General features: G+C 63.9%; 22 protein-coding genes. 12 read left to right on the top strand and 10 right to left on the bottom strand.

Annotated elements, in window-relative coordinates; all coding sequences use genetic code 11:
* Positions 1–115: 115 nt before the first annotated feature.
* Entirely contained in the window at positions 116–2,548 is a 2,433-nt protein-coding gene (locus tag U1E20_RS03295) for a TonB-dependent receptor family protein (protein ID WP_409979156.1), read from the bottom strand.
* A gap of 152 nt (positions 2,549–2,700) precedes the next feature.
* Complete coding sequence (locus tag U1E20_RS03290; protein ID WP_409979155.1) at positions 2,701–3,069, bottom strand: hypothetical protein; 369 nt, start codon at positions 3,067–3,069, stop codon at positions 2,701–2,703.
* Positions 3,070–3,264: 195 nt separating this feature from the next.
* Between U1E20_RS03290 and apaG the strand changes: the two genes are divergently transcribed.
* Both apaG and argE read left to right on the top strand, forming a co-directional pair.
* A complete protein-coding gene (gene apaG / locus U1E20_RS03285) occupies positions 3,265–3,657 on the top strand; it encodes a Co2+/Mg2+ efflux protein ApaG (RefSeq protein ID WP_409979154.1) in 393 nt (130 codons plus the stop codon).
* Positions 3,658–3,666: 9 nt separating this feature from the next.
* Positions 3,667–4,824 carry an acetylornithine deacetylase gene (gene argE, locus U1E20_RS03280; RefSeq protein ID WP_409979153.1) on the top strand — a complete coding sequence of 386 codons (1,158 nt, stop codon included), beginning with the start codon at positions 3,667–3,669 and terminating at the stop codon, positions 4,822–4,824.
* 95 nt (positions 4,825–4,919) lie between these two features.
* Here the strand turns inward: argE and U1E20_RS03275 are convergent, their stop codons facing one another.
* Complete coding sequence (locus tag U1E20_RS03275; RefSeq protein ID WP_409979152.1) at positions 4,920–5,162, bottom strand: hypothetical protein; 243 nt, start codon at positions 5,160–5,162, stop codon at positions 4,920–4,922.
* Positions 5,163–5,397: 235 nt separating this feature from the next.
* On the opposite strand from U1E20_RS03275, the gene yajC reads away from it, so the two are divergent.
* Genes yajC through U1E20_RS03240 form a run of 7 tightly spaced genes read left to right on the top strand, consistent with a single transcriptional unit; the run spans position 5,398 to position 11,968 of the window.
* Positions 5,398–6,009, top strand: a complete 612-nt coding sequence (yajC, locus tag U1E20_RS03270; protein ID WP_409979151.1) for a preprotein translocase subunit YajC — start codon at positions 5,398–5,400, stop codon at positions 6,007–6,009.
* A gap of 39 nt (positions 6,010–6,048) precedes the next feature.
* Positions 6,049–7,641, top strand: coding sequence for a protein translocase subunit SecD (gene secD, locus U1E20_RS03265; RefSeq protein ID WP_409979150.1), 1,593 nt, complete (start codon positions 6,049–6,051; stop codon positions 7,639–7,641).
* 13 nt (positions 7,642–7,654) lie between these two features.
* The gene (gene secF, locus U1E20_RS03260) at positions 7,655–8,731 is read left to right on the top strand and encodes a protein translocase subunit SecF (RefSeq protein WP_409979149.1); all 1,077 of its coding nucleotides are present in this window, start codon (positions 7,655–7,657) and stop codon (positions 8,729–8,731) included.
* Positions 8,728–9,105: an Mth938-like domain-containing protein gene (locus U1E20_RS03255; RefSeq protein ID WP_409979148.1), complete on the top strand. Its 378-nt coding sequence runs from the start codon at positions 8,728–8,730 to the stop codon at positions 9,103–9,105. The genes secF and U1E20_RS03255 overlap by 4 nt, the downstream gene beginning before the upstream one ends.
* 1 nt (position 9,106) lies before the next feature.
* On the top strand, positions 9,107–9,946 hold the full coding sequence (locus tag U1E20_RS03250) for a phytoene/squalene synthase family protein (RefSeq protein WP_409979147.1): 840 nt from the start codon (positions 9,107–9,109) through the stop codon (positions 9,944–9,946).
* Between the two features lie 35 nt (positions 9,947–9,981).
* Positions 9,982–11,316 carry an ActS/PrrB/RegB family redox-sensitive histidine kinase gene (locus tag U1E20_RS03245; RefSeq protein WP_409979146.1) on the top strand — a complete coding sequence of 445 codons (1,335 nt, stop codon included), beginning with the start codon at positions 9,982–9,984 and terminating at the stop codon, positions 11,314–11,316.
* Between the two features lie 58 nt (positions 11,317–11,374).
* Entirely contained in the window at positions 11,375–11,968 is a 594-nt protein-coding gene (locus tag U1E20_RS03240; RefSeq protein WP_409979145.1) for an ActR/PrrA/RegA family redox response regulator transcription factor, read from the top strand.
* An 8-nt stretch (positions 11,969–11,976) separates the two neighbouring features.
* On the opposite strand, the gene U1E20_RS03235 is transcribed toward U1E20_RS03240, so the two are convergent.
* Positions 11,977–12,450, bottom strand: coding sequence for an MmcB family DNA repair protein (locus U1E20_RS03235; protein ID WP_409979144.1), 474 nt, complete (start codon positions 12,448–12,450; stop codon positions 11,977–11,979).
* A 101-nt stretch (positions 12,451–12,551) separates the two neighbouring features.
* On the opposite strand from U1E20_RS03235, the gene U1E20_RS03230 reads away from it, so the two are divergent.
* On the top strand, positions 12,552–13,637 hold the full coding sequence (locus tag U1E20_RS03230; RefSeq protein WP_409979143.1) for a polyamine ABC transporter substrate-binding protein: 1,086 nt from the start codon (positions 12,552–12,554) through the stop codon (positions 13,635–13,637).
* Positions 13,638–13,710: 73 nt separating this feature from the next.
* On the opposite strand, the gene dnaA is transcribed toward U1E20_RS03230, so the two are convergent.
* From dnaA to coaBC, 6 genes are all read right to left on the bottom strand, one after another.
* On the bottom strand, positions 13,711–15,213 hold the full coding sequence (dnaA, locus tag U1E20_RS03225; RefSeq protein ID WP_409979142.1) for a chromosomal replication initiator protein DnaA: 1,503 nt from the start codon (positions 15,211–15,213) through the stop codon (positions 13,711–13,713).
* Positions 15,214–16,144: 931 nt separating this feature from the next.
* Positions 16,145–16,417 carry a 30S ribosomal protein S20 gene (rpsT, locus tag U1E20_RS03220; RefSeq protein ID WP_409979141.1) on the bottom strand — a complete coding sequence of 91 codons (273 nt, stop codon included), beginning with the start codon at positions 16,415–16,417 and terminating at the stop codon, positions 16,145–16,147.
* A 114-nt stretch (positions 16,418–16,531) separates the two neighbouring features.
* Entirely contained in the window at positions 16,532–17,305 is a 774-nt protein-coding gene (locus tag U1E20_RS03215) for an enoyl-CoA hydratase (RefSeq protein WP_409979140.1), read from the bottom strand.
* Positions 17,306–17,347: 42 nt separating this feature from the next.
* Positions 17,348–17,791: an RrF2 family transcriptional regulator gene (locus U1E20_RS03210; RefSeq protein ID WP_409979139.1), complete on the bottom strand. Its 444-nt coding sequence runs from the start codon at positions 17,789–17,791 to the stop codon at positions 17,348–17,350.
* Complete coding sequence (gene dut / locus U1E20_RS03205) at positions 17,788–18,252, bottom strand: dUTP diphosphatase (RefSeq protein WP_409979138.1); 465 nt, start codon at positions 18,250–18,252, stop codon at positions 17,788–17,790. The genes U1E20_RS03210 and dut overlap by 4 nt, the downstream gene beginning before the upstream one ends.
* Entirely contained in the window at positions 18,249–19,514 is a 1,266-nt protein-coding gene (gene coaBC / locus U1E20_RS03200; protein WP_409979137.1) for a bifunctional phosphopantothenoylcysteine decarboxylase/phosphopantothenate--cysteine ligase CoaBC, read from the bottom strand. The genes dut and coaBC overlap by 4 nt, the downstream gene beginning before the upstream one ends.
* Before the next feature lie 255 nt (positions 19,515–19,769).
* On the opposite strand from coaBC, the gene U1E20_RS03195 reads away from it, so the two are divergent.
* Positions 19,770–20,318, top strand: coding sequence for a DUF3124 domain-containing protein (locus U1E20_RS03195; protein ID WP_409979136.1), 549 nt, complete (start codon positions 19,770–19,772; stop codon positions 20,316–20,318).
* Positions 20,319–20,361: 43 nt separating this feature from the next.
* Entirely contained in the window at positions 20,362–21,510 is a 1,149-nt protein-coding gene (gene recF / locus U1E20_RS03190) for a DNA replication/repair protein RecF (RefSeq protein ID WP_409979135.1), read from the top strand.
* Positions 21,511–21,520: the final 10 nt, after the last annotated feature.

The following is a 21,520-nucleotide window of genomic DNA, read 5'->3' as shown; positions in this document are numbered from 1 at the left end:
CGGATTTCACAGGCGCACGCTGATGTAAGCAAAAAGCGAGGGCCGCGACAAGTTAATCTTGGCGCGGCCAACTCGCTGCGGCAAAGCGTCTCAGCGGTCGCTGGCGCCGACTTCATTAAAATTTGAACTTCACCCCTCCCTGAAAGAGTCGCGGATTGCCGGCGTAGATCGAACCCGTGGCGTTTTGCGCGAGCTGGGCATATCCGTTTTGCACGACGAGGCCGTTCACCAGCGCCACCGTATTGGTGACGTTGTTGGCCGAAGCCACCCAGTTTTTGTCGAAGATGTTTCGGACCTCGAAATAGGCCGAGAAATTCTTGACCGGCCAAAATTCAAGATCCCTGTCGAAATGAACATTGGCGTTGACAAGACCATAGCTCGGTATGGTGAGAACGTTGCCATTGTCGAGAAAATAAGAGCTTTGATAGACATATTCGACGAACGCGCCGAATCCCTTGTAATCGCCATAGGGTTGATCGTAACCGAGCCGCCCCGTCGCCGTGTGCGGCGCGACATTGGGGATTTTGTTGCCGGCGCGATTGAAGTAGCCGTTCACGCCGCCAGCCGACAGCTGCTCGTTGAAATTGGTGAATATCTGATTGTTGTAGGTGTAATTCGCCAGCACCTTCCAGCCGTCGAAGGGGCGCCAGTCGGCGAGCGATTCAAAGCCGCGATGCACCGACCCTGGCGCGTTGAAGGTAAAGTTGAGCAGCCCGGCGCCGGGGCTCTGAGAAATCTGCTCGTTCTGATACCACTCGTGAAAGCCGGTGAGGCTGAAGAGCAGGGTTTCGTTCGGCCGCCAGTCGAAACCGATATCGATGCCATTATTGCGCTGAGTCTTTAGGTCCGTGTTCGCGCCGGGGCGACCCTGCGAATTGACGAAGAGCTGTCCTGGATTGGGCGTGCCATAGCCGCTCGATGCACGGAAATGCGTCAGGAACTCGGGCCACACCCGCCAAGTGACGGACGCTTCAGGTCCGACGTTCCAATAGGTCTTGTTGACGGGAATGCCCTGCCAAGTCGCGATTTGCGCGAAATTCGAACTGCCGAGCGAGTTCCTATAGGTGAACTGCTCCTGAACCGCGGCGATCTTGGTCGTTTCGGTGGCAAGGCCGAGCACGAGCGTTACGTCCCGTGAAAGCGCGACCTCCTCCCGGCCGCGCGCGCCAAGATTCTGCATCATCGCATTCTGCTTCGCCTGAATCGCGCCGGTCGCGCCGTTTCCGATCGGCAGCGTGTTGTTGGTGTAGCTCGTATAGCGCGTCCGATTGAAGTAGAGGCCGGCGAAATGTCTCGCTTCGAAGCCGGCGAGCGAACCGAGCCGGGTAATGTCGGTCGTGGCGTTGACGGCCGGCTCGTCCTGCAAGGCCGCGGTGTTGCCGGTCGGCTGCGAAATGTTTTTGTCGTCATAAATGACCTGCGTGCGCCAAAAAGTGTTGGCGTCGAAATTATGTTCCCAACGCAGGCCGAGCACGTCGCGACGGTCATCGCGGTTGAAGCCGGCCAGATAGCCGGTCGTTTGGACAAATGGCCCGCTGGTTCCGTTTAGGCCGGTAAGCGGGACGCCCGAACTTCCACACAAGGATCGATTTAAATATCCGAGCGGATCCGTCGCTCCGAGTTGCGTCAGCGCATAACAACCGCTTTGATAAGGATTGAGATAATATTGATTGAGCGACAGCCGCGACGACAGATCGGCATAAAGCTGATTATGAATGAATTTGAAGGTGAGAAGGTCGTCGGGAGTCACCTGCCATCGCATCGTGGCGTTCACGGTCTGCGTGTCATAGCGATTGTGAAGCGTCCAGCCGTCGCCGCGCACGTCGCTGGCGAAAATCGCGATATCGACGTTGCCGACTTTTTTGCCGATGGAAGTGAAATTATTGAGATATCCGTACGATCCGAATTCGCTGCCGATCTGAACCCCGTCGATTTCGGCGCCGCTGCGAGTCCGGAAGTTGATTGCGCCGCCATTGGCGAAGTTGCCGAACAGGGCGGACGAGGGGCCGCGATAGACATCGATCGCCGCGTAGGCATGCGGATCGGTCAGGTCAGTGCGCGACAGGCCGTCGGGCTGGGTGACGGAGAATCCGTCTTCGAGAATTACGATGTTGCGAACCCCGAAGCCGTTGCGCGCCGAAGAGCCGCGGATCGAGATCACGATATCGCGCGGTCCGTTGCCCTGTTTGAAGGAGACGCCGGGGCTGTATTGCAGCATCTCCCGAACCGAGAGGAGCGGCATGTTGTCAAAATTCTTGCCTTGGATCGTCGTGAAGGTCTGGCCGGTGGGATCGCGATAAACAGGCAGCGCCAGCTTGCGCGGGCTAAATCCCGGCGCCGCGGGTTGGGCGGGCCCCGGCGTGGGCGTCGCGGTGGTGACGCGTCCCGGTCCGCCGGCGGTGTGGCCCGCCGGGCCGCGACGCACGGCGGCCCGCGCGCCGCCGACATCGATGGTGGGGAGCGCCTGCTGCGCGTCGGCATTTGATGTGACAAGCACGCTGAGCACGGAGAAGGATGCTCCTCCGAGGAGATGAAAACGACGGTTCATGACATGCGTTCCTTGGCGCCGACGCGAATCGACGCGTGACGTGAGGCGAGCCGCGGCATTGAACGCTGCGCGCTCGAACGAAGAGGGTGGAAGCCGCTATTGCGCGGCGGACGCTGGACTCGGACGGCGCGCCTGGCGCGCGTCCAGCCCAATCAGGCGCGCGACAAGGGAGGCGCCCGCGCGGAATGCGCCCGCGACGGCCGCCCGAAGGGCTGCGGCGGCGCTGCGCCTGTGAAGGTCTCGATCAGCGCAAGATCGCTGGGCGCGACGATTTGATAATTGACGACTGAAACCCAGGCCGGCGGCGGTTCGCTGCACAATAGACAGGAAAGGCAGTGGTGTCCGCGCCCAGTCTTGTCATCCGGCGTGGAACTTTCGCCGGCGCGCAACTGGTGACACTGGGCCGTAAGCGTCTCTTCGGGAGAGATCGCCGCAGCGCGCGCCAATGCGAATCCGCCTGCGAAGGTCTGCGTGACCATCGCCAGCACAAGCATCAGCGTGCGAAGCGTCGTAAACCGCATTTTTATAGCGCCCAATGTGACTTTTCAGTATTTACAATGAATTGCGGCCTGAAAAGTCGCGGCACAACCCAAAGCGCTAAAAAGCAGTGATTGTATCAATTCCGCAACAGTCGGCGGCCGCGCCGCGCTTCTATGCAACCAAATGCCTAATCAAAGGCATTCCCCTTTTCCGACGCGCGCACTAATCTTGGGCCCATGTATATCGCCATCACCAGAGACATACAGATAACCGCGCTGCCCGACTTTCTGCCGGACCGCTCGGACCCCGACCAGGATCGCTATGTCTGGTCCTATACGATCGAAATCGCCAATCTCGGGCGCACTCGGGTGCAACTCCTGTCGCGTCACTGGATCATTATCGACGCGAACGGGCGCCGCGAGGAGGTGCGCGGACCGGGCGTGGTCGGCGAACAGCCGGTGCTGGAGCCGGGCGAAACCTTTCGCTACGCCTCCGGCTGCCCGCTCACCACGCCCTCGGGGATGATGCAGGGCAGCTATCGGATGGTCACCGACGCCGGCGAAACCTTCGACGTCGAAGTGCCCGCCTTCTCGCTCGACAGTCCGCTGTCGCGACCGACGCTGAACTAGGCGGGCGAGATGGACCGCGTTGAGGATGCGATCGACCTGCTCTCCCATTTGGTCGCGTTCGACACGGTCAGCTCCAAATCCAATCTTCCGCTGATCGATTTCGTCGAATCCTATCTGCGCGACCTGGATGTGCGTTACGTGCGCGCGCCGAACGCGGCCGGCGACAAGGCGGCGCTTTTCGTCACCATCGGCCCAGACGTCGACGGCGGCGTGCTGCTGTCCGGCCACACCGATGTCGTGCCGGTCGTCGGACAGGCGTGGAGCGCCGATCCCTTCACGCTGCGTCGGGACGCGACCCGCCTCTATGGGCGCGGCGCGGTCGACATGAAGGGCTTCGACGCCGCCTGTCTGGCGATGATTCCGGCGTTCAAGGCGGCGCGGCTGTCCCGCCCGATCCATATCCTGTTGAGTTATGACGAGGAGACCACCTGTCTCGGGCCGCTTGACGTAATCGCGCGCTTCGGCGCCGGCCTCCCGCGTCCGTCAGCGGTCATCGTCGGCGAGCCGACGTCGATGGAGGTCGCCGACGCCCATAAGAGCGTGAGCACTTTTGTGACTCGGGTGCGCGGTTTCGAAATCCATTCGGCCAATCTCAATCGCGGCGTCAGCGCGGTCCATCTCGCCTGCAAGCTGGTCTGCGAACTCGATCGAATCGGCGAGGCGTTGCGCGCCGACGGCGACCCCGGCGGGCGCTTCGATCCGCCCTTCTCCACCATTCACGTCGGCGTCATTCATGGCGGAACGGCGCGCAACATCGTCGCCAAGGATTGCGAATTCCTGTGGGAGGTTCGAGGATTGCCCGGCGCGCCGTCGAAAATCGTCCGGGATCGGCTGGAGGCCTATTGCGACGGGCTGAGGCGAACCGTCTTCGTCGGCTTTCCCGACGCCGGAATTGAGACGACGATGGAAAACGAGGTTCCTGGCCTCGCGCCGCAGCCGGGTTCGGAGGCCGAGACCCTGGCGCTGCGGCTCGCCAGGCGCAATGCGACGATCGCGGTGCCCTATGCGACCGAAGCGGGCCAGTTTCAGCGGGCCGGAGTGGCGGCGGTCGTCTGCGGCCCCGGCCGCATCGACCAGGCGCACCAGCCCGACGAATATATCGACATCGCCGAACTAGCCGCCTGTTTGGAGTTTCTGCGCGGGCTCACGCGGGAGCTGCAACCATGAATGAGCGACAGTATCGCATCTGCTGAGGGCGGAAACGGTCTCCCCGGCGATGAGCGCCTGAGAGACCGAAATAGCTCGACGGGTCACCGGGACGATCAGCAGACCCAATGCCATTGGCCATACCACCACCGCCAGCAGGCGCCGCCGCCGCCCCAGCCGCCGCCCCAACCCCAAGGCCCATACCAGCCGCGGCCATGCCAGCCGCCGTGCCAACCGTGGCCGCCGTGCCAACCGCCATGCCAGCCGTGGCCGCCGCCATGCCAGCCGCCCGCGGTCGCAGGCGAAGAGGCGAAGAGCGCGCCCGCCAGCAGCGCGGCGCATGCAACTTTCTTCAACATGACTTTTCTCCTAAGACACTGACGCCCTGAGGCGCCGATGATCGACTACGCTCTGTGGCGGCGATGGACCGTGCGCGGCCACACATTGGGCGGCGCGCGCGCCTGTTGTTGAACGCCGGCGCGTCGGCATTGCTTTCGCGAAGTGAGTGGCTATAGTCCGCGCCCATTCCGGCGCTTTAGGAACGAACATGCGCGCCGGGCTTCGAGCCATCGAGCCTTTTAAAGAGATATCGCGATGAAGCTGATCCCTGACGCTTTGGCGCAAGCCCAGCCGTCACCGCCCGCCGCCGAAGCCCCCGCCGCGCCGCCGGCCGAGCCGAGCGCCCCGGCCGCGCCGACGCCGCCGCATCCGCCCGCCTCGACCCAAACCGGGCAGTTGGCCGAATCCAAGCCAGAGACGGCTCAGCCGCCGACTCTGCCGGAAATGCTCGGGCAGCTCATTCCCATCTTCGTGGTGATGGGCATCGTGTATATACTCGTCATTCGCCCGCGCTCGCGGCGCGAAAAGGACGCGATCGCGCAATTGCGCAATGTGCGGCGCGGCGACACGCTCGTCACCACCAGCGGCTTCGTCGCCAAGGTGACGAAAGCGATCGACGACGCTGAAGTCGAAGTCGAGCTCGCGCCCAATGTGCGGGTGCGCATGCTGCGGACCGCCATCGCCGAGGTGCGCGCCAAGGGCGAGCCGGTGAAGGAGGAGCCGCCGCCGGCCAAACCGTCCGGACCCGCCAAAGGCGCCGGAAGGTCGGCCAAGTCGAGCGAGGCCAAGGCGGGCGAGCCCAAGACCAGCGAGCCAAAGGCGGGCGACGGCAAGGCCGGCGACGCCAAAACCAGCTCGCAGAGCTGACGCCGCCGTCCTTTCGATCCCCTAGCCAATAGCAGGACGATGCTGCGATTCTCGACCTGGAAATTCTTCGCCATTGTCGCGATGACTCTCGCCGCGGTGCTAGTCGTCGCGCCGAGCATGTTGTCGGCGTCGCATTATGAAGAGCTGAAATCGCGGCTGCCTTCGTGGCTGGTGCCGCCGACCATCGTGCTCGGCCTCGATTTGCAGGGCGGCTCGCATGTGATGCTCGAAGTCGATCAGGCGGATTTGATCGCCACGCAGATCAAGAATCTGCGCGACGACGTGCGCCGCATTCTGCGCGAGGAAAAGGTCGCGATCACCGGCGGCATCGGCGCGACCGCGCGCGGCGTGCAGGTGCGCGTGGCGGACGAAGCCGACCGCGAGAAGATTCTCCCCAAGCTGCGCCAGTTGCGCAACGGCTTCAGCAACGCCCTCTTGGGCGGGCCGTCGCCCCTCGACGTCGAAACGTCGCCCGACGGACTCATCCGCGTGACCCTTACCGACGCGGGCATCATCGACAAGTCGCGCAAGGCGGTCGAGCAATCGATCGAGGTCATTCGCCGGCGCGTCGACGCGCTCGGCACGCGCGAACCCAGCATCCAACGGCAGGGCGACGACCGCGTGCTGGTGCAGGTGCCGGGCCTCCAGGACCCGGAAACGCTCAAGGAAATTCTTGGCAAGACCGCCAAGCTCGAATTCCGCCTCGTCGCCGAACCCGGCCAGAACCCGTCGGAAACCGAGGAACTCGATCAGGTCGAGCAGGAAGGCAAGATCGCGGTTGAAAAGCAGGTAATGGTCAAGGGCGAAGACCTCACCGACGCGCAGCCCGGCTTCGACCAGCAAAGAAGCGGCGAGCCTGTCGTCAATTTCCGCTTCAATATTCGCGGCGCCCAGTCCTTCGGCGAAGTCACCTCGAAAAACGTCGGACGGCTGTTTGCGATCGTGCTCGACAATAAGGTGATTTCCGCGCCGCGAATCCTGACCCCGATCACCGGCGGCTCGGGCCAGATTTCCGGGCGCTTCACGGTCGAACAGGCGAATAATCTCGCGATCCTGTTGCGCGCCGGCGCGCTGCCGGCGAAGCTCAACATCGTCGAGGAGCGCACCGTCGGCCCCGGCCTCGGCCAGGATTCGATCGACGCCGGCAAACGCGCCGCCTATGTCGGCGCGGGACTCGTCGTCATCTATATGCTCGTCACCTATGGCGTCTTCGGCGTCTTCGCCAATCTCGCGCTGTTCGTGCATATCGCCTTCATTTTCGCCGGCCTCGTGCTGCTTGGCGCGACGCTGACGCTGCCCGGCATCGCCGGCATCGTGCTGACGATCGGCATGGCGGTCGACTCTAACGTGCTGATCTACGAGCGCATCCGCGAGGAAAATCACGCTGGACGGTCGATCCTTGCCTCGCTCGACGCCGGCTTCACCCGCGCCTTCGCGACGATCGTCGATTCGAACGTCACCATGTTCGTCGCCGCGGCCATCCTTTATTTTCTTGGCTCGGGGCCGGTGCGCGGTTTCGCCGTGTCGCTCGCGCTCGGCATTTTGACGACCATCGTCACCGCTGTGACCATGACGCGCATGATGATCGCCGTCTGGTATCATTACGCGCGGCCGACGAAACTGCCGATCTGAAGGGGCGACCTTAATGAAACTTCTGCGCCTCGCCCCGGAGAACACCAAATTCCCGTTCATGCGGTTCCGCCGCGTGAGCTATCCCTTCTCGGCTCTGCTGTCGCTGATCGCGGTCGCCCTCTTCGTCTTCAAGGGCATGAATTTCGGCATCGACTTCGCCGGCGGCACGGTAATCGAACTGCGGGCGAAGTCGGGCGCCGCGGAAGTCGGCACGCTGCGGACGATCGGCGAGGGCCTCCATCTCGGCGACATCGAAGTGCAGGCCTTCGGCAATCCGGCTGACGCCACCTTGCGATTCGGATTGCAGCCCGGCGGCGACGTCGCCCAGCAGGCGGCGGTCGAGCGGGTGCGCGGCGCCGTGGACTCCTATTACGATCTGCGGCGCGTCGAAGTCGTCGGCCCGCGCGTTTCGAATGAACTGGTGCAGTCGGGAACGCTGGGCGTCGTGCTCTCGATCATCGCGGTACTGAGCTATCTGTGGTTCCGCTTCGAATGGCAGTTCGCGATCGGCGCGGTGATCGCGACGATGCACGATTTGCTGCTCACCGTCGGCTTCTTCTCGATCACCCAGCTCGAATTCAACACCACCTCGATCGCCGCGATTTTGACCATCGTCGGCTATTCCTTGAACGAGACCGTGGTGGTGCTCGACCGCATTCGCGAAAACATGCGCAAATACAAGAAAATGGCGACGGCTCAGATGGTCGACATGTCGATCAACGCCGTGCTGCCGCGCACGATCATGACCGCGACCACGGTGATGCTCGCTCTGTTCGCGCTCGTCGCCTTCGGCGGCCAGGTGATCCGCTCCTTTTCGATTGCGATGATCTGGGGCATTTTCGTCGCGACCTATTCGTCGATCTTCATCTGCTCGCCCATGCTGATCTATCTCGGCCTGCGCAATGAAGACGCCGACAAGGCGTCCAGGCAGAAGCACGAAACCGAGCGCAAGGCAGAAACTGCGCCCGTGCAAGACGAGGCGACCGAGGCGTCCGGCACCGCGCCGACGACGCCGCCGGCGGCGCCGGAAAAGACTCCCGCGCCGGCTCGGAAAGCGGCCGGCAAGCGGGCGAAGACGAGGCCGGCTTGACCGCTCGCGACGGGGGCTATGTCCCCGGCCGACACAAGATCGACGATTATGGCGGCGGCGGCTTTCGCTTCGCCGATATGTCCCACAAAGGCTCCATTCTCGCCCTGCCCTCCGGCGTGAGCGCCGTGCCGCTAGGCGCCGCCGCGGAAATCGACGAATCGACGATCGATCGGGCGCTATCCGAAAGCGGCGGGCTTGACGTTTTTGTCGTCGGTACTGGGCAGGATCTGCTGCCGCTGGCGACCGCCTTGCGCGCCAAGCTGCGCGCGGCGGGAGTGGGTTGCGAAACCATGGCGACGGGCGCCGCCGTGCGCACATACAATATGCTCGTCGACGAGGATCGCCGGGTCGGCGCGCTGCTGATCGCCGTGTGACATGATCGCCGCCTCAGAGGAGAATTATGCGCAGTGCGAAGAGCTGCTGAGGTCGCGCGACCGCGACCTGTGGCTCGCCTGTCTCTTCGCGCCGCCGGACGCGCGCAAACATATTCACGCCCTCTACGCTTTCGCCCAGGAAGCCGCCGACGTCAGCGGCAAGGTCACGCAACCATTGCTGGGCGAGATGCGGCTGCAATGGTGGATCGACGCGCTAGAGGGCGCCGCCACGCCGGGCGGAGGCGCGCGCGCCAATCCGATCGCCGACGCGCTCATCGACACGATCGAGCTTTTCGCCCTGCCCCGCGACGAATTCATCGCGCTGGCGGAAGCGCATGTTTTCGATCTCTATGACGATCGGATGCCGAGCTGGTCGGCGCTTGAAGACTATTGCCGCGTCACCGCCTCGGCCCCGATGCGCTGGGCGGCGCGCATTCTCGGCGCAAATCTTCAAGCGCCGTCGGCGCGCGTTTTCGACGAGGCGGGCGTCGCGCTCGGCTTAACGCGAATCGCGCGCGCCATCGCCGAAACTTCCGGTCAGCGGAAATTCTTGCCGGACGAGGCATTCGCCAAAGCAGGCGACACGGCGAGCGAACGCACAGCGCTTCGCTCCGCGATAAAGGCAATGAGCAAGCTGGCGCAGTCTCACTATGACGCAGCACGACGACTGGCCCTTGATCTAGGCCCCGTCCACGCCGCCCTGCTTCCGGCGGCCGTAACGCCGCTCTATTTGGAGCGGCTGGCGCGAAGCGAGTACCATCCTGATCGCCCGGCTGGCGAACCCTCGCCGTTGCGCCGACAATGGCGCATCTGGCGCGCGTCGCGCGGCGTCGGATTGTGATACCCAATGGAATACTGCGCTCAGGAATTACCGAAATGACCACCGTAGAATATGAATATGACGCCCGGCGCCTGCGAATGGAGACGCTGCTGGTGCTGCGCTGGGTCGCGATCGCCGGCCAGACGGCGGCCTGTCTCGGCGTCTATTTCGTTCTCGGATTCGATTTTCCGGTCGGCCTTTGCTTCGTCTTCATCGCGGCGTCGGCGACGCTCAACGTCGGCATGCGGTATGGCACGCCGCGCAGTTTCCGCCTTGGCGACGTCGAGGCCGCCGTGCTTCTCGGCTACGACATCATCCAGCTTGGTTTTCTGCTCTATCTCACCGGCGGTCTGACCAACAGTTTCGCGATGCTGTTCCTCACGCCGGTGATCATTTCCTCGGTGTCGCTGCCGAGCAATCTGACGCTGCTGCTTGGGATCGTCATGATCGCGGTCGCGACGGTGCTCGCCGTCGAATATTATCCGCTGCCTTGGTATCCCAACGAAAAGCTGACCTTCCCGCTCCTCTACCGCGCCGGCATCTGGGCCGCCCTGGCGCTCAGCGCGGCCTTCATCGGCATTTACGCCGCTCGGGTGTCCGATGAAGCGCGGCTGTTGGCGGATGCGCTCGCGGCGACCGAACTGGTGCTCGAACGCGAACAGCATCTCTCGCAGCTCGACGGCCTCGCCGCCGCGGCGGCGCACGAACTCGGCACGCCGCTCGCGACCATCACGCTGATCATCAAGGAATTGCTGAAGTCGGCGCCGGAGAACGCGCCGGCGCTGCGCGACGATCTTGCGCTCCTCGCCCAGGAAGCGGCGCGTTGCCGGGAAATCCTCGGCAAGCTCGCCTCGCTTGGCGCGACGGATCAGAGCGCCGTCATGAATCTGCTCTCGATCGACACGCTGATTCAGGAAGTGGTCGAGCCGCAGCGCGAAAGCGGCGTCGAGATCGAGGTTTCCAAACACGGTCCGCCCGACGCGCCAGTGCTCGCGCGCAATCCGGCCATCCTCTATGGGCTCGGCAACCTTGTCGAAAACGCCATGGATTTCGCCGATTCGCGGGTAAAGATCGACGCTTGGTGGAGTCCAAGCTACGTCACAATCTGGATCCAGGACGACGGTCCCGGCTTTTCACCCGATATTCTCGACCGGCTCGGCGACCCTTACTTAAGAGGCCGACCCACGGAACGGCGCACCAAGAGCGACCCTGACTCGGGACTGGGGCTCGGTCTTTTCATCGCCAAGACGCTCCTGGAACGTTCGGGCGCCGTCGTCGAAACGACAAATGTTTCGCCGCCGAGAACCGGAGCCATCATCAAGATCACTTGGCCGCGGACCGCGCTCGAGCCGGCCGCCGCCAGGGCCAAGCTTGTAGAGCAGGACAAATAGATCGACGCCAAGCCGCCGATAAGCTAGGTTTGACAAAAATCACGGGTGGATACGCGCGATGTCGGCCGAAGAATTGAAGTCGGATCGAGAAGGCGTTTCGGAGGCCGAGCAGATTGCCGCTCTGCCGCATGAGCGTTCATTGCTCATTCTGGATGACGACAAGCCGTTTCTCGGAAGGCTCACGCGCGCGATGGAGGCGCGGGGCTTCATCGTGACGCCATGCGAAACGGTTGCAGAGGGCCTCGCCGCGCTCGAGTCGAACCCGCCGGCTTTCGCCATCATCGACATGCGGCTCAACGACGGCAACGGTCTCGACGTCATATCGAAGCTGAAGGCCTCGCGACCTGACGCGCGCGGCATCATTCTCACCGGCTATGGCAACATCGCCACCGCCGTCACCGCGGTTAAGCTCGGCGCCTTCGATTATCTGGCAAAACCCGCCGACGCCGACGAAATCTATCACGCGCTGATGGCGACTCAGCTCGACAAGCCGGACGCGCAGGAAAATCCCATGTCGGCCGACCGGGTCCGCTGGGAGCATATTCAGCGCGTCTTCGAATCCTGCGACCGCAATGTTTCGGAAACGGCGCGACGGCTCAACATGCATCGCCGCACCCTGCAGCGCATTCTCGCCAAACGCGCGCCCCGGTAACCCTGGCTTCAATCCGCCAGACGGTCGCCGAAGGCCAGCGCGCAATAGCGGTTCGCCGCCAGCGTCGCGAAGCGCAACAGCATCGCGCGGCGCCGTGCGGGCGCGAGCGCCGCCGCCGGGGCTTCACGGGCGAGCAACGCCCCATGCGCGTCGGCGATAATCAGGCCGGCGTCCTGGGGAAATAATTCGGGATCCAGCGATGCGGGAATCGCGAAATAGAAGCGGTCGCAAAAGCCGCGATACTGCGGCCATTTAAGATCGGCGCGAAAATCGGCGTAGCTCGACTTAACCTCGACGATGCGCAGGGCGCCGTCAGACGCGAGAGCGATGAGATCGGCGCGCCGCCCATTCGGCAAAGGCGCTTCGCAGACAACCGAGAAGCCGCAGGCCTGCAGATAGCGCCGCGCGCCGCGCGCCACGCGTTTGGTGGCGTCGGGTCGCCCTTCGAGCGCCGTCGCGCGGTCTGCGGAAAAAGCCGTCATGCAATTCCTTGCGAGCCCGTCTCCCGCCCAGCTTGGCGCGTCGCCAAAGCCCGCGCAACCATGTTAGGTTCGCTCGATTGATCCACCACACGGCTTGTCGCATGAAACGGCTTCTCCTCGCATGCTTCCTCGCGCTTCTCGCCGCGGCCACGCCCGCGCTGGGCGGCGAGCGCGTCGTCAATGTTTTCAACTGGAGCGATTACGTCGATCCAAGCGTGCTCGAAGACTTTACCCGGGAGACGGGCGTCAAGGTCGTTTACGACACCTATGACTCGAATGAGATGCTCGAGGCGCGGCTTCTCGCCGGCGACACCGGCTATGACGTCGTCGTGCCCTCGGCGACATTCCTGCAGCGGGAAATCGCGGCGGGCGTGCTGCAGCCGATTGACCGGCGCAAGCTGGTCAATGCGCGCAACATCTGGCCGGAGATCGACAATCGGCTGGCGCGTTTCGATCCGGGCAATCAGCACGCCATCAACTATATGTGGTACACGACGGGCGTCGCTTATGACGTCGCCAAGATCAAGGAACGGCTCGGCAAGCCGATCACGAGTTGGGATCAGGTTCTACGGCCGGAAGCCTTGAAAAAGCTGGCCGACTGCGGCGTCTATATGCTCGACAGCCCGGAAGACATGTTCGCGATCGCGCTCAATTACTTAAAGCTCGATCCCAATTCGAAAAACCCCAAGGACCTCAAGCGCGCCGCCGACCTGCTGACGAGCCTGCGCCGCTATGTGAAGAAATTTCACTCGTCCGAATATATCAATGCATTGGCGAACGGCGACATCTGCCTCGCCATCGGCTGGTCAGGCGATAGTCTGCAGGCGCGCAATCGCGCCCGCGAGGCCGGCGCCGACGTCGACATCGCCTATGTGATACCGAGCGAAGGTTCGCTCCTCTCGCTCGACAATCTGGCGATCCCGAAGGATGCGCGGCATCTCGACGAAGCCTATCTCTTCATCGACTATCTGCTTCGCCCCGACATTGCGGCGCGCAATTCCGTCGCCACGAATTTCGCCAATGGCGTCGCGCCGTCGCGACCGCTGATCGACAAGGCGGTGGCGAACGATCCCTCGGTCTATCCCAGCGACCCCACGATGCGACGCCTGTTTACCGTCACGGCGCCCGATCAGGCGGTTCAGAAAATGATCACCAGAATGTGGACGACGGTGAAGACCGGACGGTGAGCCGATTTTTTCGCGCCGATCGGACCCGAGACCGGCGGACCACGCGCGGGCAAGCGCCCACGCGTCCCGCGGTTCACTGCTCGCTCAATATCCGCTTCAGGAGCTCGATGACCTCGGCGAGCCCCTTGTCCTTGGCGGCAAGCTCCTCGATCTTGCGCACCGCGTGCAGCACCGTCGTGTGATCGCGCCCGCCGAACCGGCGGCCGATCTCCGGCAATGAGCGCAGCGTCAGCACTTTCGACAAATACATGGCGATCTGCCGAGGCCGCACCACATTGGCGGTGCGCCGGGACGACAGAATGTCGGCGCGCGAAATATTGTAATGGCTGGCCACGAGCTTCTGGATGTCGTCGATCTTGACGCGCCTTGGATCCTGCGCGCGCACGAGATCGCGAATGGCGGCCTCCGCGGTCTCGACGGTCAGCGGCGCGCCGGTCAGCGTGGCGTGGGCCAGCAGCCGATTGACCGCGCCCTCAAGATCGCGGCCGTTGGTCACGATCATGCGCGCGACGCAGGAGATAACCTCGGGCGGCACGTTGAAATTGGGTTGAGATTCCCGCGCGGCGGCGATGCGCGCCGTGAGAAGCTTGATGCGCAGGGCTTCGTCGAGCGGCCCAATGTCAACGCATAGTCCGCCTTTGAACCGCGACAGCACGCGCTCGTCGAGGGTGTCGAGCTCCGACGGCGGACGGTCGGCGGCGACGACGACCTGACGGCCGGCGTCGATCAGCGCATTCAGCGTATGGCAGAATTCCTGCTGGATCGATTTGCCTTGCAGGAACTGCACGTCATCGATGATCAGCATGTCGATTCCGCGCAGCTTCTCCTTGAACGCCAGCGATGTCTGAGCGGTCAGCGAAGAAACGAAGCCGCTCATGAAGCGCTCCGCCGTCAGATAGATCGTGTGGCGGCGATTGTCGTTCGACGCATGCGCAAGCGCCTGCAGGAGATGCGTCTTGCCAAGCCCGACCGCCGCATGGGCGTAGAGCGGGTTAAACAGCGGAAGATCCCCGGCGCGCGCCTCGGCGACGCGACAGGCGGCCGCATAGGCGAGCTGGTTCGACGGACCGACCAGAAAGGTCGAGAAGCACAGCCGACGATCAAGCGGCGAGCCGACGAATGGGTCGGACTCGTGACGAGACGCGGCCGCGCGGGCGGTACGCCGCCCAGCGGCTTCATGGGTCATTTCGAGAGCCGGCGCGAGAGGCGCGGTCGCGCGCTCGACGAAGTGCGGCGCGCCGGGCGTACCATGATCCGCGCCGTCCTCTCGCGACCGAAGCTTGCGCATCGGCGAGCGCACGTCGATCACCACACGCTCCACTTTTGAAAATTCGCTCGCCACGCGCGCCCTGATCCGCGGCGCGTAGTGCGACTGCATCCAGCTCTTGAGAAATTTGGTGGGCACCGTCAGATGCAGCGCGCCGCCGTCGATGCGTTCGAGTTCCAGTCGGGTGAACCAGGAATTGTACACAGCGTCGCCAAGATCGGTTCTCAGCCTATGTCGAACTCGGTCCCATTTGGAGCGATCCTCGGCGGATACTTCGCTGCTTGCCAATGTTTCTGTGTGATCGGACATATCAGACCTTTTTTCCGAAACGAGCGCCAAGAAAGGAAACCCCGGCGAAAACTCGCCGCAGGCGCTGATCGAAGGAACCTGTTTTGATCGAGTAGTCGTCGCCGCGAAGGGCGCTAAATCAAAAATGTCGAAGGCGGCCCTATCGCGAGCCTTGCGCATCTTCCAAGGTCGGCCTCAAGCATAAAACTCGAACAATGCGCCGCGAACGATCGCACAATGAAACGATCGTTGTCGCTGCGCACTCCCTGGACTGTCTCGGCCAACCGCCCCTTCGCCATGACAAAGTCTCCCTACTCCGGGATTGCACAATCCCGGATTGATGCGCGTCGCAGGAAACGGACCGAACGCTACGCTCTTGCGAACTGATCACTTTGAATTCAACCGAACGGCTGGAAGGCGGAAACACGTCTCGCTTTACGGCCCATCCGCGCCAGGAAACGCAGATCGTTCCCCTCACTGCTGCGCGCCGCTGAAAAAACCGACGCCGACCGCCTTTCGTTCGACCCTCCAAGGCTACACGTCAGCGCGATCACGCGCAACGACGCTTATGACGACAACTGTCATATTGTTTGCAGTTTTCCGGCGGAGCGCCACAAATATTTTGTCGCATTTGGCTATAAGCCGATGATTCGCGGCCGTTAAAATTTCGCTTGAGAAATGCGTGTTAACCTCGCGCGACGGGCGCCGGCGCCCCGACAAAATAGCGCTATAAATAGTGTCAAGTGGCGAAGTTTTTCCCGTTCGTGACAGCTTGATTGCAAGAGATTGAATCGCGAGAATTTTGAATGATCACAGGTTATGGGCGCAAAAAAATTTTTTGAACGTGTCATCTGCGCTTCATGCGACGATTTGGCGGACGCCAGTCGAGCAAAAAAAAGCCCGGCGCGCGCCGGGCTTGAAATGTTTCCGTCACATCACGCGGCGACGCGCTTTATGCCTGCGCGGCCAGCGCCTTCACGCGCGCGGTCAGCCGAGAAACCTTACGCGAGGCCGTGTTCTTGTGAATGACGCCGCGCTGGGCGGCGCGCATCACGATCGGCACCGCGTTCTGAAGCGCGTCGGCCGCCACCGCCGCGTCGCCCGAAGCGATCGCCTCCTCGACCTTGCGCACAAAGGTGCGCATGCGGCTGCGGCGCGCCCGATTGACCGAGGTGCGGCGCGCGATCTTGCGAACGGCTTTTTTGGCCGAACTCGTATTGGCCATGTTTTGCGTGTCCTTGAAAGAGACGGCGTCGAGCCGCCCAAAAACCAAAGGGCCGCGAAGTCGCGGCCAAGTGGCGGGTTTATAGGCGCGGCGCGGTCCGTCGTCAATGGCCGCCTATCGGTTCGCGAAAGCCGGCTTCCGCTTCTCGACGAAGGCGCTCATGCCTTCCTTTTGATCACTTGTGGCGAACAGGGAATAGAAGAGGCCCCGCTCGTAGCGGATTCCCTCGGCGAGCGTCGACTCGAAGGCGCGATTGACCGCGTCCTTGGCGATAAGCACAGCGGGAAGCGACATCGACGCGATCGTCGCGGCGGTCTTCAGCGCCTCCGCTAGAAGATCAGCGGCCGGCACGATCCGCGCGACCAGGCCGGCGCGCTCCGCTTCCTCCGCGCTCATCATCCGCCCGGTGAGAATAAGCTCCATCGCCTTGGCCTTGCCCACGGCGCGGGTCAACCGCTGGGTGCCGCCAGCGCCGGGAATGACGCCAAGCTTGATTTCCGGCTGGCCGAAGACCGCCGTGTCGGCGGCGAGAATGAAGTCGCACATCATTGCGATTTCGCAGCCGCCCCCGAGCGCGAATCCGGCGACCGCCGCGATGATCGGCTTGCGCGCCCGCGCCACCACGTCCCATCGGCCAATAAAATCATCGAGAAAGGCGTCCACGAACTCTTTGTCGCGCATTTCCTTGATGTCGGCGCCGGCGGCGAAGGCCTTTTCCGAGCCGGTCAGAACGACGCAGCCGACGCCGTCATTCGACTCGAACGCCGAAAGAGCCTCATCAAGCTCGGCGATGAGGCGCGCATTGAGCGCATTGAGCGCTTCGGGACGATTGAGTCGGATCAATCCGACTCGGCCCTGCGTCTCGGCTTCGATCGTCTGATAGGTCATACGCGCCTCCTGCCCATCCGGCGCCTCGCCGGATCGCGCGCTTCATATCTCAAAATCGCCGCTCGCGTCCGGCCTTTCTCCAAATCCGTGCGCGAGCGCGCGAGCATGGAGATCGTCGAGCGTCACGTCGTCCAGTCGGCGAAGCGCGCTCTCTTCAGCTTCGGCGATGACCGGCTCCAACACCGCCGCAAGCAGCGGCGGCGCGATATCGGGCGCCTCCTCCTCTACCACCAGAGCGACGCGCACGATCTCGCCGACCGAGAGACGCCGTCGCTCACGCGCCAGCCCGTAACCGCCGGCAGGTCCCCTGACGCTTTTGAGAATCCCGGCCCGCACCAGAGCCTGAAGGATCGTCTCCAACCGCCGCGGCGGCAGACCGTGACGCGCGGCGAGCTGTTTCGACGACACCGGCCGGCCGCGCGCGTAAAGCGCGACGTCGAGCGTCGCCATCAGCGCGAAACGGGCGGAGCGCGAGAGCAGCTTCATCGCGCGCCTTCTCCGCCAAATCCGGTCGAGCCGAAGCCGCCGTCGCCGCGCTCCGTCGCGTCGAGATCGTCGACCTCGACCAGCGTCGCCTGCGGCGCCGGCGCGATGACGAGCTGCGCGATGCGCATGCCGCGGACGATCTCGAATGCCTGCGAACCGAGATTGATCAGGATCGCTTTGATCTCGCCCCGATAATCGCTGTCGATCGTCCCTGGGGCGTTGAGCACGGTGACGCCTTGCGCCGCTGCGAGGCCCGAGCGCGGCCGAACCTGTCCCTCATAACCCCGTGGCAAAGCGATCGAGAGACCCGTTGGGATGAGATCGCGCGCGCCAGGCTCCAGCACCAGCTTTTGGCCCGGCGCGAGCGCGGCATAGAGATCGATGCCCGCCGCGCCGTCGCTCGCATAGGCCGGCGTTGGCAGGCCGTCGGCGTTGGGCAGTCGGCGGATCGCTATTTTCATGGCGTTGTCTCGCCAATCATCTGCGCAAGCCGCGCGACGAGCCGTTCCGCGACATCTTCCTTGCGCAGCCGCGGCCAGTCCTCGACGCCGGCGCGAGAGATGAGATGCGCCTCATTGCTCGCGCCGCCGAAAACGCCCGACCCCTCGCTTACGTCGTTGGCGACGATGAGATCGCATCCTTTCCTGGCGAGCTTCTCCTGCGCGCGCCGAATGAGATCGCTGGTTTCGGCGGCAAAGCCGACGACGAGACGCGGACGCCGCGAACCGCGTGCGACGCTCGCGAGAATGTCGGGATTTTCAATCAGCGACAGAGAGGGCGCGCCACGCTCGCTCTTCTTGATCTTTTCAAACTCCGGCGCTGCGCGCCAATCCGCCACCGCCGCCGCGGCGACGAAAATGTCCGCCGGCAGCGCCGCCTCCACGGCCGTCATCATGTCTCGCGCGCTCTCTATATGTACGACCTCGCAGCCGGGCGGATCGGCGAGCGCGACGGGCCCCGAAATCAGCGTCACCCGCGCCCCGGCGCGCGCCGCCGCCGCGGCGATGGCGTGGCCCTGCCGTCCGGAGGAACGGTTGGCGATGTAGCGGACCGGATCAATCGCTTCATGAGTGGGGCCGGACGTCACCACGATGCGCAGCCCTTCAAGCGCGCCGTCGCGCGTCAAAAGCCCTTCGGGCGCAGGCAATCGGGTGTCATGCTTCAGCGCGGTCTCGATCGCTTCGACGATCTCTAGCGGCTCGCACATGCGCCCCGGACCATATTCGCCGCAGGCCATATCGCCGACAGTCGGACCGACGAACCAGGCGCCGTCGCCATGCAGGGTCCCGACATTGCGCTGCGTCGCGGGGTGCAGCCACATGCGGACGTTCATGGCCGGCGCGTAGAGCACGCGCTTATCGGTCGCCAGCAGCAGGGTGGTCGCGAGATCGTCGCAAAGCCCCCGCGCCGCGCGCGCGAGAAGATGCGCCGTCGCGGGAGCGACGACGATGAGATCCGCGTCTCGCGACAGCTGAATATGGCCCATCTCCTGCTCGTCGGTTGCGGAGAACAGGTCGTCGTAAACTCTTTCACTGGCTAGGCTGACAAAGGCCAGCGGCGTCACGAACTCCTTGGCCGCCGCCGTCATGACGACCCGAACAAAAGCGCCGCGCTCGCGCAGGCGACGCACGAGATCGAGCGCTTTGTACGCGGCGATTCCGCCGCCGACGATCAGCAAGATGCGCCTTGCCCCAAGGCTTTGCGCATGACCCACGCCCGCCACTGAAAAAACTCCGATCGCCGCAGGCGGGAGAATACAGATTTTATGCGCAAGGCCAAACGACTTCGGCCGCGCGATCGATTGTCGCGCCGCAACCCATCCGCGCGTGGGCTGAACTTGCAATGACGGTCCCGCCGTGCGACTCGTCGTCGCGCTCGCGCCGTCGTTCGGTTGGGCGGCCGAAGACATTCGATTAGAGCTTTCGCCGAGCGATGATAGTGTGCGCCGTCGCCGCAATCGTCAGATCGAAAGGAAAAGATGCGCGCAAAGCCGCTCAGCCCTACCCTGCGAGTTCTCGCGCTCTTTCTGGTTTGGGGCGCTGTCGCGACGGACGGCGCGGCTCGGTCGCCGCTGCCCGCCGCTCAGCCGGTCGTCGTCAGCCCTGACGCCACGACATCCGCCCCGGCGGAGAAGCTCGGCGTCCGCGGGCGCAGTTTCATTCCGCTGCATTCGACGCTTCTCGGGCAGGGCGGCGTGACGCGGCTGAACTTTTCCGGCGCGCTGTCGATTCACAATGCGTCAGCGACCAATGTTCTCGCGATCGAGAAGATCGAATATCGCAACGGCGCCGGTCAGCTGATCGAAAGCTACCTTTCCGATCCCGTCTATTTGAAGCCTTACGCCTCGCTGCAGGTCCTGATCGCGCAAGACGACGTTCGCGGCGGAACCGGCGCGAGTTTCACGGTCGATTGGTCGACCGTCGATGGCGCGGACGACCCCTTGATCGAAGCGATCATGACAGCCTTCACCGGACCCCACAGCTACGCCATTCTCTCGCCGGGCCGCCGCGTTTCCCGACCGCAATGATCGCTCGCGCGCCCGCGCCGCCAGGCGCAGACGCCACAGCGTCATGACGTCCGCTCCGACCGCGCCGCGCGTGCGCCGCCTGACGCTCGCCGATTTCCGCTCCTATCCGACGCTCGACTGCCGCTTCGAGTCAGCGATGATCGCCCTCTTTGGCGAGAATGGCGCCGGCAAGACCAATCTGCTGGAAGCGCTGTCGCTGCTCTCGCCGGGCCGCGGGCTGCGCCGCGCCGAACTCGCCGAATGCGCGCGACGTGGCGGCGCCGGCGGCTTCGCCGTGTCGATCGAAGTCGAAACCGATGGCGCCGTCGCCCAGCTCGGCCATGGGTTGACGCCGGCGGGTGAGCGACTTTTTCGCATCGACCGCTCGCCGGCGACTTCGGCGCGGGACTTTGCGGATTATGTGCGGGTGCTCTGGCTCACCCCCGCCATGGACGGACTCTTCTCCGGTCCGGCAGGCGACCGTCGCCGCTTTCTCGATCGGCTGGCGCTCGGGGTCGACGCCGAGCATGGCGCGCGCGCCAACCGGCTGGAGCGGGCGCTGCGCAACCGCAACCGTCTGCTCGAAGAAGGCGTCGCCGACCGTCGCTGGCTCGACGCCGCGGAGCGGGAAATCGCGGCGCTCGGCGTCGCCGTGGCCGCCGCGCGACGCGAGACCGTCTCAAGGCTCGCCGCGCTGATTGCGTCCGGACGCGACGAGGCCTCCCCCTTCCCCTGGGCGAATGTGACGATCGAGGGAGAATTGGAGCGCCGGCTGGCGGAGGAGTCGGCGCTCGTCGTCGAGGAATGGTATCGCGACGAACTCGCGGCTTCGCGTCGCCGCGACGCCGCCGCGGGGCGCACGCTGATCGGTCCGCAGGCGAGCGACCTCGCCGTCCGTCACGGCCCCAAGAATGAAGCGGCGCGCGCCTGCTCGACCGGCGAGCAGAAGGCCCTGCTCATGGGCCTGACGCTGGCGCATGCGAAGCTCGTCGCCGCGATGACCGGCCAGGCGCCGCTGGTGCTGCTCGACGAGGTCGCCGCCCATTTCGACGCCAAGCGGCGCGTGGCCCTGTTTCACGAGCTTGAAACGCTGGGCGGGCAAATCTGGATGACCGGCGCTGACCCACTGCTGTTCGCGTCATTGCCAGGAAGTGCGGAAATATTGCGCGTAACGCCCGGAAAAGTGGAGCGAGCTTCGCCTCTCCCCCAATGAGCTTATAAGA

Source organism: Methylocystis sp. (assembly GCF_046349115.1).
GTDB lineage: Bacteria > Pseudomonadota > Alphaproteobacteria > Rhizobiales > Beijerinckiaceae > Methylocystis.
The sequence above is the reverse complement of the archived record's forward strand: the minus strand, read 5'-3'. Positions and strand labels throughout refer to the sequence as shown.